Origin of the sequence: Nocardia fusca NBRC 14340, from assembly GCF_001618425.1 — a bacterium.
GTDB lineage: Bacteria > Actinomycetota > Actinomycetes > Mycobacteriales > Mycobacteriaceae > Nocardia > Nocardia fusca.
Genome location: NZ_BDCU01000077.1, coordinates 1 through 13562 on the forward strand (window position 1 = coordinate 1; position 13562 = coordinate 13562).

The following is a 13562-nucleotide window of genomic DNA, read 5'->3' on the forward strand; positions in this document are numbered from 1 at the left end:
GGGCCGGTTCTGCTGCATCGCGGCAAAGTACGCCGAAGCTTTTTTCAGGAACGCGATGTCTTTGTCCTGCTCAGCGACCTGCTTGCGCAACCGCAGCAACTCCGCCCGCTCCGCACCGGACAACGGCTGTTCCCGATGCACCGCAGCCGCTTCCATGCGACGGCGTTCATCGGCGACCCACCGGCCCAGCAGACTCTCGTGCACGCCGAGCTCTCTCGAGACCTCGGCGACCGTGCGACCGGAATCGATCACCCGATGAGCAGCCTCGACCTTGTACTCGGTCGTGAACGACCGACGTTTCCGAGACACAGGGACATCCTTCCGCAGGACAAACGATCCTGCTAACTCGGTGTCCACTACCCGGGGGGAGCCTCACACCGCAGCCAGGACGGCTGGCAGGCACCCACCGTCGCCGCGATCCTGCAAAACCCCCGCTACACCGGCTACGCCATCTTCGGCCGCTGGCACAAACACGAAGAACTCCTCGACCCCGACGACGTCGCCGCCGGCCACATCACCCGCTTCCGCCGCTCCCCCACTCACCGCATCATCATCCGCTCCAAAAAACCCGCACATCCAGCGATCGTGTCGGTCGAACGATTCACCGAAGCACAACTCCTGCGCCGCCGACGAGCCGGAACCAGCAACCGCGCACGCAGCCGCCTCGACCGAACCCGCACATCGACAACCCGCGAGTACCTCCTCCGCGGATTGATCCGCTGCGACGCCTGCGGCCGCAAAATGCAAGCCGCCGCCATCCGCGATTCCATCTACTACCGATGCCGAGCCAGCACCCTCGCACCAGGAAGCCCCGCACTCGCCAAACACCCACCAACGGTGAACCTGCGCGAAGACCCCCTCACCAACGCCATCAACCGATGGCTGTCAGGCATCTTCGACCCCCGCCACCGCGACCACACCGTAGCCACCTTGCTCCACTCCCAAGACAGTGGCGATCACGACACCCAACGCGCACTACTTCGCCAACGAGTCAGCGACGCTCAAGCCCGCCTCGACCGACACCTCGCCGCAATCGAAGCAGGAATCGACCCCCAAGCGCTGGTCACCGCAGCGCGCAAGCAGACAAAGCCGCCGCCCAAGCAGAACTGGCCAACCTGCCCGCCATACGCAAGCTCACCGAAACAGAGATTCGGAAACTCATCGACTCACTCGGCGACATCCGCGCAGTCCTCACAGCAGGCGCCCCCAGCCAGAAGATCAGCCTCTACCAGGCCCTGCACCTGGACATACGTTATCGGCCCCGGGATCACCTGGCGGTGGTCGGGGCCGACGCTGTGTTTAGCACTGGTGTCCGGAGGGGGAATCAACCACTACGCCCACGCACTCACCAGGAAACATGTCCTGCATATCAGATAGAAGACAGATACACACCCAGCACCAGCGGAGGCGGAACCTCCTCCATGGCACGCCTTCCCTGCTCGGGGCCATCTCGGAGCCGCTGAGCCGCGCCGGACAGAACTGAAGGCGCCACTCAGCGTCGGGTGACCGCTGGGCGGTGCTGCAGGGATCTTCGGAGGGGCTCGCGTTCAGGTGTCCGTCTATAGCTGCTGCTCGTACTCGAGGTTGGGATTCTTACCGAGCGTTGCCGCCTGGATTGGACGATTTCCCGATTGAGTGACTGCCAAAATCAAACGGTCAGCCTCCTCCGGATCAGTAGGGGTTCGATCTCGGGAGCTCGGCCGCGGAATGCTTCGAAGGCTTCGAGTGGGTCCACCGAGCCGCCGCGGGACAGCAGTTCGCGGCGGAAGAGCCGACCCTTCTCCTGGATCGGTACGTCGCCGTCGGTGAACCATCGCGCGGTGTCGGCATCGAGCACCTCGCTCCAGATATACGAGTAGTAGCCGGCGTCGTAGCCACCCGAGAAGATATGCGCGAAATATCCGGTGCGGTAGCGAGGTGGAATCGCGGTGACGGCGATTCCCGCTTTCCGGAGCGCCGCCTCCTCGAAAGCTTCGGCATAGGCGCTGTCCGGGTCGAGAACCCCGGGCCGCGGGTCGGCAGCCGGGATACGATGCCATGCCCAGTCCAGGAGTGCCGCGGCAAGATATTCGACAGTGCGGAAGCCCTCGCCGAAACTTTCGGTGGCGGCTATGTGCTCGACCAGTTCGGTCGGCATCGGTTCACCGGTTTCGAAGTGCCGGGCGTAGTTGGCCAGGATTTCCGGCCGCGACATCCACATCTCGTTCACCTGCGACGGGAACTCGACGAAATCGCGCGGCACCTCGGTACCGGAGAAGAACGGGTAACGCACCTCCGAGAACAGCCCGTGCAGGGCATGGCCGAACTCATGGAACAAGGTCCTGACGTTGTCCCAGGTCAGCAGGGCCGCCTCGCCCTCGGCGGGTTTCGAGATGTTGAGATTGTTCACCACGACCGGCTTCTGGCCCAGCAGCGTGGATTGACCGACCAATTCGTTCATCCAGGCACCGCCCCGTTTCGACGGGCGGGTGAAGAAGTCACCGAGGAAGAGCCCGAGTGGTTCGCCGCCGACGTCGAACACCTCGAAAACGCGGGCTTCCGGGTGGTAACCGATCAGATCGCCGCGCTCCCGGACGGTGATCCCGTAGACCTGCTCCGCGGCGTAGAACACCCCGTCCCATAGCACGCGTTCCAACTCGAAGTAGGGACGCAGTACCTCTGCGTCTAACGAAAACCGTTCGGCTCGTACAGTTTCCGACCAGAACTGCCAATCCCACGAGCACAGTTCGGCATCCTCGCCCGTGGCGGCCCGCATCGCCGCCTCGAGTTCGCCGGCCTCGCACCGTGCCTTCGCGACAGCGGGTGGAACCAGCCGGTCGAACATATCCTCGACCGCCGATACGGTTCCCGCGGTCTGATCCGCCACCGCGTACGCGGCATGGTCCGGATAACCGAGCAACGCCGCCCGTTCGGCGCGCAGCGAAGCGATCCGTGCTGCCAGGGCGCTGTTGGCACCATCGGCACCGAACCCACGCTCCAGCGATGCCGCCATCACTCGGCGCCGCACCTCCCGGTCGGTCAGTGCGGCGAGAACGGGTTGATTCGAGACATTCTGCAGGCTCAGCGCCCACTTTCCGGGATGCCCGAGCGAACGGGCGTTCTCCGCCGCGGCAGCTAGTGCCTGCGAGTCCAGTCCCGCCAGTTCCGAGATATCGTCCAGGACCAGCGTCGCCGCGTTGCGGACTGCTGTGTTCGCCTGACCGAATTCCGTTTCCGATGCGGCGAGTTCGATGTTGATCGCACGTAGCCGGTCCTGCTGTCCGGAATCCAGACCGGCTCCGGCTCGGACGAATCGGAGGTGGTACAGCTCGAGCAGTCGCAGCTGATCCTTGTCCAGACCGAGTTCATCGCGACGCTCGTACAGCGTTTCGATCCGGCCGAAAAGCCCAGGATCGAGATCGATAGCATCCCGATGAGCGGCGAGCCGCGGCGAGATCTCGGCCTCGATCGCGTCGGACTGCGCACTGGAATCCGAGCTCGCGATATTGCCGAAGACATTCGACACCCGTTTCAGCAGCGCACCCGAACGCTCCAATGCCACGATGACGTTGTCGAAGGTGGGTGCCGCCACCTCCGAGGTGATGGCCTGGATCTCGGCCAGTTGCTCGGCCATCCCCCGTTCGAACGCGGGCAGGTAGTGCTCGTCACCGATCTTTGCGAATTCCGGGAGCTCGTACGCAAGCGGGCTCCGGGCGAAGAACGGATTGCTCGTCATGATGGAAACCTATTCTGCCGCGCCGGAGCTGTCGCCTGCCATGGTGACGGGAACTGTCGCGGGCGTTGTGATGTGGTGATGTCCAGGAGTTCAGGTCGGGCGCCCGGGATCTGCTAACGATATGAACCTGGCGAGCCGGATCGATACCTGCGCCCACCGATTCAACTCGGTACTTCCCGTACCCGGTGGTCACCCTGGTCTTGGGTGGCCAGCCTCGGGAGCAAGCCCACAGACCACGGCCGGCACACCACAAGAGCTGCAATCGCAAGGCTTGCACACGCCGTGAACACCGCCTTGTCCGTCACGACCGCAGACACGGCGCCGGCAATCAGTGCGCCCAGCGGTGCGGCGCCGATTCCGAGGAGCTGGAAGGACGCATTCACCCGGCCGGCCAGATCCGGGGTGATCATGCGCTGGCGCATCGAGATCAGGTTTACGCCGAACAGCGGTGCGAGCAGGCTACCGAGCACGGACACGATTCCCAGCTGGATCATGCTCGTCCCGATGACGGGCGAGACCAGGCCCAAGGCGATGCCCAGTGCACCGATCATGACCGCAGCCCGGAATCCGAGACTCGCGGACAGACGCGCAGCGGTCAGGCTGCCGACGCTGGAACCGACACCGATCGCGGACAACAGCATTCCGGTCTCGGCGGCCGATGCGCCCAGTGACCGGCTCGTGTATACGACCAGGACTGCCATCGTCGCGGACGACGCCAGGTTCATCACGCCAACCGCTGCGGCGGTGCGCCCCAGCCAGGAGCTGTGAAGGATAGTCTTCAACCCGATCCCGGTGTCGGTCAGGATCGAACTGGACCGATGCTCTCGCGCCGGCCCCGCCCCAGGCACCGCATGGCCCTTAGCGAGAAACACTGCGACCGAACTCACGATGCCCAGCGTGGACAGCGCCAGCCATGCCGGCGCCGCGACGAGCAGACCGCCGATCGCCGGGGCGGCCAGCACCCCGAGGACGGTTTGCACCGACGCCATCTTCCCGTAGGCAGCCGTGCGTGCTGGTTCCTCGACAAGATCGGCCACCAAACTCTGTGCGCAGATGTCGCCGACCATATCGACGGTGCCGATCACGACCGCCAGTCCCAGCAACACCGCCAGTTGACCGGGAAACAGGAAGGCGGCCGCCGCGGCGATTCCGAGACCGGCGGCTCGCGTCAGATTTACGGCGCGCAGAATCGCGAAACGATCCCTGCGGTCGATCACCGCCCCGGCGAATAGGCTGCCAACCGCCCACGGGAGCAGTGCTGCGAAGAAGATCCAAGCGACCGCGGCCTGACTGGCCTCCCATGCGATGGCAAGCAGCGGCAGGTAGATCCGAGCACCACCGTCCACCAGATTGGTGATACCCGCCATCGCCAACAGTCGGCCGAATCTTCCTTGCAGCACGCCCGCTCCTCAGATCAGTTCAACGTCTAGAATTCTGGACACTCGCTCGACCTCAGCGGTGTGAGCCTTCGAGAGTCCAGTCAGGGCCTTCCGCGTCGCCGCTCGGACGTCGGTCCCCTCGAGATGATCCTCGACCTGAATCATCAACCCGTCGAGTGCTTCCGCGTTCGGTGCGGAGGCCAGTACCGTCAGAGCAATCGCTTCGCGCGTACCGACTGTGGGCGATTTACGGAGGGTTTCCGAGATGTAATTGCTCGCATGATAGCGGCGCGCTGCATCAAGTATTTCCCATGACGCAGAACCCCCGCGATCCAGAAAAATTTGGATTAGATCCGCGTTCCGTTCTCGGAACAGAATATCCATCAGCTTAGCGAAGGTGAGCATATTTTCGTTTGCGTCTTGTCGCGAAATCGCCCTGATGAAGCACTCACGAAAATCATCCGGCTGAGCACGATCCAACAACCGCAGTATTTTCAAATTGGTGCGGAATCCGTTATCGACTACTGTGTAGTCGGCACGGCACCCTGGGGGGAAATAATTGTGCTGAGTCGAGTATTCCGGCCGCGGGTGCGTGCGGATCAGTAAGCTGACGGTGGGCTCGTCGAGGTGGTAAACGATATGCGGTTCGGCATCGCCGGGAAGCACGACCGACATAGAACCCGGTTCCCACAACTTCACCGCACCCGGGGCTATGCCTCCGAATTCGAGCCCATCGACCGCGACATCGGCAGAGTACTTATATTTTACATCGATGGATTTGCCATCCAGCTGGAACTGGACGCCAGAGAAGTTGTGATCATGGATATTGATATCACTTCCCCACCAATTCAATACCTCCACCCAGAGATATCCGTCGTCGTACAACTTGAAGTAAGCATCAGAGAACGAGGATGTCGTCTGCAGTTCACGGACGCCGGAATCGAACAGTAGCTGCTGCTGCTTGGCCAACGTATTGAATGGAGTGAGGTCGAGTTGGGCAGTATGGCGAGCGACGATCGCAGGGAAAACCTCGATATCGCGATCGAACCCTCGCCATTCTTCGGAGATGGCATCGGCGACATTGGCCAAGCTCTGCATTGATGAATCGACAGTTTTCATGCTTCGGCCACCGTCGCCAAGTCAATCGATTGCAGTGAACTTTCCGCGCGAGCCACGAGATCGACAGCTCGCGGAGTCAGGAGATCGGAAAGATTCGTCAACCGCCAAACGCTGTCGATAGATGTGAGAGCGTCGGTACAGAGCTGGTGATCGGCAGGATGCACTGTTTGATCTTCGGCAATCCGATGCAAGTACGCCTTCCTGGCAGCCAGCAATTCCGCCGAGACCACAATGCTATGGACCACCTTGTCGAGAGGTCTCATGGTGCCCCGGATCGCGGACAAGGCGAAGTTCGAAGGCTCCGAGATCAAATCATAGTTGAAATGATGGTGGCTGTACTCATCGATGAACAGCAGATGATGGGTCAGTTCATGGATGAACAGTTCGGCGAGGTCGAGGTCGGTCACTGTTTGACCGGTCGAGATCCAGATCGTGCCGATCGCATTGCTGGAAGATCCGCCGTAGGCCCGTATCGCACGGGATCCGTCGCCGGTTACCTCATTGGTCCTCTTGACGAAGATCGAGTGAACGACAAGCCGGAAGACCGCGTCCAGTTGTTCGTCGAGCGCCAGTGTCCGCGTCAGCGCGGACCCCAACCTCTCGATCCTTCGCTCCCTGTCCGAATCCGCGTATGACTCGCCGACTATCTTGTACTGATCCATATCATCGATGTCGGCCTTCCCGTTGTAGGCGCTCGCAAGAATATTCTCGACCTTTCCGGAGTGAATGAACGGATCGGGGTTTTGGTTGACCGGGAAGGATGAGCGCACGGACAGGAACCTCGCGTACTGCCCCTTCAGGGTCTCCAAATTAGTCACCTGACCTACATTCTCGCTATACGAGAATTTATAGACCGAAGTAATTACTTCTTGATATCCATACAGGTTAAGCATTTCGGGGTTCCTATCCGCACTCTGGCCTATCTACTGATTAGTCGAAAGCGACCATGCGCATCGGGTTCACGGAACCTACCAGAGCCTTCCCCCGGTCCGACGCTTCACGAAGCTCTTCATCCGGGATCACGCTGATGAAATCTGCGATGTCGAGCACCGGACGCTTCTCGAGGGCCCGAGTAGAGCTACTCATTTCCAAATCCTCTCCGATTGGTGATTCTCATACCCCAGCGGCACAAGCGATTTCGAGGTTATCCAGGCCACCCATGGGCGTCAATGGCGTCGGACTGAACACTTTGCAGACGGGCAGAGAGCCACGATTTGGCTGTGACCTTTTCGAGTCTTCGGCTCGGGTACACCTTTCCAATGCCATCCACTCCTTGTTTGCCAGCCGCGATGCCGATCTCCGCAACAAGGCACGACCTGACTCGATGAGCCACAACTAAGGATCGGTCCGTAGACCCTCGATCGCCGCACTGAGATTTCGGCTGCCGACAGACAAACGCGCCCGTCACCTGCCATGCGCTTCTTCACTGCCGGCGTTGGATGCCCGTGTATGTACTGGAACCGGTCCACCTCACCTTGCTCGTGGCCACATGCCGTGGACAATGCCGACAGAAACACCGGCGACCCAGGCGGTTACCCGGAAGGAGCCCGGTCGCTCGAGATGAACCCACTGTCCGCTATCGCCCCTCTGCCGCGATAGCGCGGGTCAGCCCTCTCGCCCCATCCGGGTGTTCGATCGGAAATTTCCCCCTCTGAACAACACCGGGCCCTTCCTGACGCGTGACGAGACAGCCCGACTACCGACGCGATCGATCGAACCGACCACTTCGCAATGCTGAGCGGATGCGTGCGGCGGCGACTCGGCGATCCGTAGGCGGCGCCGAGTGCCCCTCACCGACATTCCCCCGCGCAGAGAAATTAACGCACTGCTGGCCGGTTTCCTCGAATGAATCCCGCAGGAATAATTACCCGAATCTCGTGCAATATGTATTCATCACACACGACCATCATTGCAGCCGCCTTTCCAACTCTTCGGCATATCCTTGCCAAGCAATTGCATTTTCCCGCGCGAAAATGGCCAGCGCTTCCCTGCAGTGCTCTGGAACAACGGTTGTCATGTTTGCCCAACTATCGCTGTCCACTGCCCACCCGCTCAGCCTGCGCAACAGGTGTCTACCGTGTTCATTGAATTTCAACGAAGGATCGCTGCTCAGCCGACCAAGGATCGTCTGCTGGACCGGCCTCCCGGAGTTCCCGCTCCGGTGAGTTGGTGTTCCTCGGGATTCCGGCTCGATGAGTCCATCGAGCCGGTCGCGGACGTCCTTGGCCGTGCCGACCGAAATGCCTGTTTGTCGAGATATCTCCCGCAGCGACACAGTCGGCGTACGTTTGAGCAGTTCGGCAGCATGTTTGCGGCCTTCTGACACATCTTTGCGCCGAGTCCTGCCGTCTCGTCCCACCCTCCCGTTCGACTGGGAGTCTTCCCCGGTTGAACGACATCGCTCCTTGCCGACAGTCTTATGGGATAGTCCCACCGTCGCCGCTATCCGACGGTCCGACCACTGCGGGTGCAGCTTCAGCATCCTACGGGCAGCCGACTTACGTTCGGCGAGCGTCAAGGGCAGCCCGTGAGTGACATTGGCGTACACTGAGAGCACAAAAGCCTCGCTCTCTGCGCCCTCGAAAAACCTAACCGCAATCGACTCCCGTCCCATCGCGAGCGCCGCCCGGTATCGGTGCGCACCATCGATAATCTTCATGGTCGCACGGTGCACCGTAATGGCCGGTAGTTTCCCAACTTCGGCGAGCACTCGGACATGGTCGGGATCGATTTTTTGGCGACTCCGCAGAGAAGACCCAACCGAAATAAGTTCTATCCGAATCTGTTCAACTGGCGCTCTTGACAGCACCTCCCGCGGGTCGTGCGGTCTACCGGCCGGTCCCGATTCCGCCGCCGGCACCATGACATTGCCCGTTGAATCGATACCCCCTCCCACTGTCGGGTCGCTTGAAGAACCCGCCGTCTCGGCTTCGATAGCCGCCATCGCCTCCCGTGAGACTTCCCTACCTGTCACAACATCCCCCGACCAGATTCTCGATCATCGAAGCTATCGCCAGATCACATACGTACAGCACGCAGCGCGTGAGCGATCACTACCGCAGTCATATCAATCACGGTCGCCACTTGCTTCCCTGTTGTTGGTTGGACGTGGCACATTCACAACCGGTTCCACCAGTGATATACATCACATTTGAGGGCGGTGGCGAAGTAACTCGATGACGCGCAATCGACCAGACAGGAAGAAGCCGGTAGAACTCATTGCGAAAAACGGTCTACGTCCGGTTTTGGCGGTGGTCCCGCAGCGCGACGGATCACGATCACACACTGCCGCAAAGTCATCGACACCGTCTGTCCTGGCGGCCAGTTCAGATGCCGGACGGTGGCGCGCGCGGCGAGCCGACCCCGATTGTCCATTGCGGTCACCGAACAGTGGAGGTCGGCAGGCAGGTGCTCGTGGAAGGTTTCGGGGAACGCGAACTCGCCGACGGGACTGCCGGATACCGGTGCGGTTGGGTTGGTCTCGGCGTAGAGGCCGCTGAAGAATTCCTCCGCCATGCTCATACCGGACTCCCAACCGAACGCGGGCAGGACGGCGGGGACCGACAGCGGAAACCACCCGATCGCCGATCCGATCAGCAGACTCCCAGTTTCCTGCTGCGGCCTCGCCGTGAGACCACGACCCAAGTGGACTGGCGGGTCACCGATCCCGGAGACCCTGCGGTCTCGGGGCTCGTGACGAGTTCCGGTACGGTCACCGGGTGTTCGGAAGCGCTGACGGTCATCGTGATCACCGATGATGTGGATATACGCCCGGGCCGCCCGCATAGGAAGGGTCGACACTGAACCTCGCTACCGGCGCCCTGAGGTTGCCCCGGTCTTCCGGACACCAACGGTGAGGCGAGATACTCGCCTCCGAGAGGAGTCTGGAGCCTGCAGCACACCCGCCGGAGTTCCGGCAGCGCCGGAGGGCTCCACGAATACGGCGACATCCCGCCAGCACCACGGAACCATCGAGTCCCGGCGACCGGTGAGACACCAACCGCAACAGCGCATTCCGTCGGTAGATCCCCTCGGGCGATCTCGTCGCAGTACGCATGCTCGATCACTCGCTGATGCCCGGGATGCCCCGGCGACCGCATCGGAGCTCGACCCGTAACCTCCCGAACCCAATCCGATGGTCTTCCCACAACACCCTCCTGACCTCGGGTGTTGCTTCCACCGGTTGAACCTGCTCAATTTCGAAGCCGGAAGTTCCTGCGCGCCTTGGCAAGACACGACCTGGTCGGCTCCATGGGCCGGGTCGCCTCGGCTGGTGACAACGCCGCCATGGAGAGCTTCTTCGCCCTGCTGCAGAAGAACGTCCTCGACCGCCGTTGCTGGCGCACTCGCGAAGAACTACGGATCGCGATCGTGACCTGGATCGAACGGACCTACCACCGCCGCCGGCGGCAGACCGGCCTCGGCCGCTTGACCCCGATCGAATACGAGACAATCATGACCCCACCGGCCAGTCAGGCCACGTGACCGAAACTGTCACCTGATCCTGCAGCAGTCCCGTCTGTATTCGGTGTGTCATTCGTTTCTTCGAGGGCTGAACTCGGCTGCCAGTGCGACTTTCGACCACGGGGTGGAGCTGTTCGGTGAAGACAGCCGTGGATTGTGTTGCGTGGCGAACTGTCGCCGATATACGTTGAGATTCCCGGACGCTTGGTTGAGTGTTCGGCACGGCTATGAGGGGGCACGGTTTTCGTGGGAGTTGGCGCCAAACGGCACGCTGCCTTTTCCGCATACCCGAAATCTGAGGCGACTCTGTTCACCTTTCCCGGCGACGGCGATGTCGCGTGTTCGAGACATATTCGGAGAGGGTAATAGCTTGGGATCGAGACATTCCTTGTACGGAGATGACGACGATGAGGGTTACGACCCGTGGGCACCCCGTAGCGATTCTCGGTGGGGACACGACGAAGTGCCCGCCGGTCCCGAACCGGTCACCCGGCAGTCGACCCTCGTGGACGTCGAATGCGGGCTGGACCGATTGCCGACAGCAATCACGTTGAAGCGTGCGTGGAAGGACAGCTTCGCCCCGGCCCAGTATGGACAGTCGATCATGGACGCTTACGACTATGCAGTTCAGGAGCTTGCCGCTCGTCTGGTCGAGTCCGGCACGATTCCGCCCGCGACAATTCCCACCCTCCGTGAGGTGACCCCGCTCCTGCTGCGGGCTCGCACCTATGAGGAGTATGTCGAGCTGTACAACGGGTTGTTCACTCAGCAATCGCATACCGTGCACGGCCCGGGATACAACCAGTACGACGAACCAGGGCTCACGGTGGTGGCCACTCGTTCGAAGTTGATCTCGGTCACCGTGGATCCGGACTGGGCGGCCCGCACCGATGAGAAATACATCGCGCAAGACATCGTCGATTGCTGTGCGCAGATCAGGGCGAGGAAGCCGGAGATCGTGAAGGACATCTTCCTCGATCAGGAGTCCGATCGTGAGCTGGCAGCTCGCGTGGTGCGGCACGAAAAGTATCTACTGGAGAGCGGAAGCTGATGCCTCGTGAACTGAAAGCAGACCTGGATCTTCTCGAAAAGGTGTCCAAGGGATGGCTGGACGAGGCTGCCCCGGAACTGAGGAAAGCTGCTGGTGCGGTCGAAGATCTCAAGTTCACCGCGGTGGAATTCGGTCCCCTGTTCATCGGTGCATGGGAGGCGTACAGCCAAGCTGCTGCCTTCATCCAGGATCGGCTGAACGAGGGCGCCATCTCAGCTGAGCAGGTCGGAAACGCACTGCACGCCACTGTTGTGAGCTTCGGCCTGCAGGAGCAGGCGAACCAGCAAGCGTTTAATCAGGTCGCCGGTGAGATGGGCTTTCAGATCTGATGAGTGATGACCTGACTCAGGAGAAACTGGCTGAACTCCGGGACTTGTTCACCGAGAAGGTGGGTGAGGTGAAGAAGCTGCCGGATCGAATCAACGATGAGTTCGACAAGCTTCGGGTGGTAAGCTTCGGGGCATATCTGCTGCTCACCGGTACGCGTGACGATATGCAGGAGAAGCTGACGGAGCTCTTCGACAAGCTGGACCAGGCGGTCGCGGGCATGTTCGCGCCCTGGCTGTTCGTCGACTACGCGGCGCAATGGCAGGCCTTGGGCGCCCAGGTCGGCGGTGTGTCCGGCCGCATGACCCGAGTCGAATTCAATATGGATGGAAACTGGGACGGTAGCGCATACAAGGCCTATACCGCGTCGAGAACCGCCCAGCTCGCGGCGAACGACGCCGTCAAGGGCCTGTGCAACACCATCCACGACGAACTCGTTGCCATCGCGGAGGACGGCCGGGCCCTCTACACCACGATCGTGAACAAGCTGGGAACGATCGTGGCCGAAGTGGGCGTGGCGCTGGGTGAATCGGCCGCCACCGGCGGTGCCGCCTTGGTCTGGACCGTGAACAATATGAACGCGGCTATCGTGGCAGGTGTCGAACTGATAGTCGAGGCGATCACCGGATTCGTCGAGAACGAAACAAAGGTCTATCTCGCGACCAAGCACCTCGAGAACATGATCAAGAATCCTGCCGGCTTGCCGACGAACTCCGATGGTAAGAGCGCCTGGCCTACTACCGAGTCTCACGAGTACGACAACCAGGACGACGGCTGGAAGCAGGATGGAGTCGAGGGATGAATCTCCGGTGGCGAATGCAGGATCGTTCCCGCGGACTCCGAACGACGACGGTGAGTGCGCTGTTGATCCTCGGGGCTGTGACGGGCTGCGGTGCCGATGAAGCCGGGCAAGCCGGAGCGGAACCGATGTTCGGGGGGCTGACCGACTCCTGCGCTCAGGTTGCCCAGCCGGCGATGGGCGCCATCCGCGCCTACACCGGTGACCTGTTCAGCGACACGGTCGAGTTCGAAGATGAGAGCGCGGGACTGTCCAGGCCGGAAAGGCCTGTCAAAGTGTGCACAGCCGAGTATCAGAAGATCCAACCCTGGTCGGCCGGGGCGCCCCTGCACCGCACCATCACCCTGTCGTTCTCACTGAGGCTGGGAGATGATGGTGTCGAGGCCACGGAACGGCACTTCGATCGGGCTCTCGCCGATACAAAGGGCAGTGTGACAACGGGTCTCGGGGACGAATCCTTCGAATCCTGGGGTGCTCCGGACGACACCGCTTTGAGCGCCTTCCGGAAAAGCAACGTTTACGTCAGTGTGGCCGTTTTCGGCTCGAACATGTCCGACCGGGAAGGTATCAGTGGCCCCCGGGCAGGACGTTCGGAAGTGGAGCCGGGAGCTCGTGCCATTGCGGAAGCGCTGGCTGCTGACCTTGGTGCCGTGCTCACTTTGAATTGATACCCGGTGCCGGTGGGGGCTGCCGCACGATCAGGTGACA

12 protein-coding genes and 2 pseudogenes are annotated in these 13562 nt (G+C 61.4%); 7 read left to right on the plus strand and 7 right to left on the minus strand.

Going from position 1 to position 13562, the window contains the following annotated elements; translation table 11 throughout:
- On the minus strand, nucleotides 1-309 hold a 309-nt coding region (locus NF4_RS35680), incomplete at its 3' end, for a transposase (RefSeq protein ID WP_063131805.1).
- 63 nt (nucleotides 310-372) lie between these two features.
- On the opposite strand from NF4_RS35680, the pseudogene NF4_RS40215 reads away from it, so the two are divergent.
- Nucleotides 373-621, plus strand: a pseudogene (locus NF4_RS40215) (recombinase family protein); the annotation flags it as partial.
- Nucleotides 622-711: 90 nt separating this feature from the next.
- Complete coding sequence (locus NF4_RS40220; RefSeq protein ID WP_369690974.1) at nucleotides 712-1377, plus strand: hypothetical protein; 666 nt, start codon at nucleotides 712-714, stop codon at nucleotides 1375-1377.
- Between the two features lie 271 nt (nucleotides 1378-1648).
- On the opposite strand, the gene NF4_RS35690 is transcribed toward NF4_RS40220, so the two are convergent.
- The 6 genes from NF4_RS35690 to NF4_RS35710 all read right to left on the minus strand — a co-directional run bounded on the left by NF4_RS35690 (nucleotide 1649) and on the right by NF4_RS35710 (nucleotide 9729).
- The gene (locus NF4_RS35690; protein WP_063131807.1) at nucleotides 1649-3715 is read right to left on the minus strand and encodes a M3 family metallopeptidase; all 2067 of its coding nucleotides are present in this window, start codon (nucleotides 3713-3715) and stop codon (nucleotides 1649-1651) included.
- Nucleotides 3716-3876: 161 nt separating this feature from the next.
- Nucleotides 3877-5115, minus strand: coding sequence for an MFS transporter (locus NF4_RS35695; RefSeq protein ID WP_157120790.1), 1239 nt, complete (start codon nucleotides 5113-5115; stop codon nucleotides 3877-3879).
- A gap of 9 nt (nucleotides 5116-5124) precedes the next feature.
- Nucleotides 5125-6213, minus strand: coding sequence for a hypothetical protein (locus NF4_RS35700; RefSeq protein WP_157120791.1), 1089 nt, complete (start codon nucleotides 6211-6213; stop codon nucleotides 5125-5127).
- The gene (locus NF4_RS35705) at nucleotides 6210-7022 is read right to left on the minus strand and encodes an aKG-HExxH-type peptide beta-hydroxylase (RefSeq protein ID WP_157120792.1); all 813 of its coding nucleotides are present in this window, start codon (nucleotides 7020-7022) and stop codon (nucleotides 6210-6212) included. The genes NF4_RS35700 and NF4_RS35705 overlap by 4 nt, the downstream gene beginning before the upstream one ends.
- A 1097-nt stretch (nucleotides 7023-8119) precedes the next feature.
- Entirely contained in the window at nucleotides 8120-8872 is a 753-nt protein-coding gene (locus NF4_RS37365) for a transcriptional regulator (RefSeq protein ID WP_232330809.1), read from the minus strand.
- A gap of 557 nt (nucleotides 8873-9429) precedes the next feature.
- Nucleotides 9430-9729: a hypothetical protein gene (locus tag NF4_RS35710; RefSeq protein WP_157120794.1), complete on the minus strand. Its 300-nt coding sequence runs from the start codon at nucleotides 9727-9729 to the stop codon at nucleotides 9430-9432.
- Nucleotides 9730-10404: 675 nt separating this feature from the next.
- On the opposite strand from NF4_RS35710, the pseudogene NF4_RS35715 reads away from it, so the two are divergent.
- From NF4_RS35715 to NF4_RS35735, 5 genes and pseudogenes are all read left to right on the plus strand, one after another.
- A pseudogene (locus NF4_RS35715) lies at nucleotides 10405-10698 on the plus strand (integrase core domain-containing protein); the annotation flags it as partial.
- A gap of 442 nt (nucleotides 10699-11140) precedes the next feature.
- Nucleotides 11141-11728 carry a hypothetical protein gene (locus tag NF4_RS35720; RefSeq protein ID WP_157120795.1) on the plus strand — a complete coding sequence of 196 codons (588 nt, stop codon included), beginning with the start codon at nucleotides 11141-11143 and terminating at the stop codon, nucleotides 11726-11728.
- A complete protein-coding gene (locus tag NF4_RS35725; protein ID WP_063131813.1) occupies nucleotides 11728-12057 on the plus strand; it encodes a hypothetical protein in 330 nt (109 codons plus the stop codon). The genes NF4_RS35720 and NF4_RS35725 overlap by 1 nt, the downstream gene beginning before the upstream one ends.
- Nucleotides 12058-12116: 59 nt before the next feature.
- A complete protein-coding gene (locus NF4_RS35730; RefSeq protein ID WP_157120796.1) occupies nucleotides 12117-12857 on the plus strand; it encodes a hypothetical protein in 741 nt (246 codons plus the stop codon).
- A gap of 50 nt (nucleotides 12858-12907) precedes the next feature.
- Nucleotides 12908-13522, plus strand: a complete 615-nt coding sequence (locus tag NF4_RS35735) for a hypothetical protein (protein ID WP_157120797.1) — start codon at nucleotides 12908-12910, stop codon at nucleotides 13520-13522.
- Nucleotides 13523-13562 lie beyond the last annotated feature (40 nt).

Excerpts from the sequence above, each read along its gene's own strand:
- NF4_RS35690 (WP_063131807.1), bottom strand. The coding sequence starts at position 3,715 with ATGACGAGCAATCCGTTCTTCGCCCGGAGCCCGCTTGCGTACGAGCTC.
- NF4_RS35700 (WP_157120791.1), bottom strand. The coding sequence starts at position 6,213 with ATGAAAACTGTCGATTCATCAATGCAGAGCTTGGCCAATGTCGCCGAT.
- NF4_RS35710 (WP_157120794.1), bottom strand. The coding sequence starts at position 9,729 with ATGGCGGAGGAATTCTTCAGCGGCCTCTACGCCGAGACCAACCCAACC.
- NF4_RS35725 (WP_063131813.1), top strand. The coding sequence starts at position 11,728 with ATGCCTCGTGAACTGAAAGCAGACCTGGATCTTCTCGAAAAGGTGTCC.
- NF4_RS37365 (WP_232330809.1), bottom strand. The coding sequence starts at position 8,872 with ATGAAGATTATCGATGGTGCGCACCGATACCGGGCGGCGCTCGCGATG.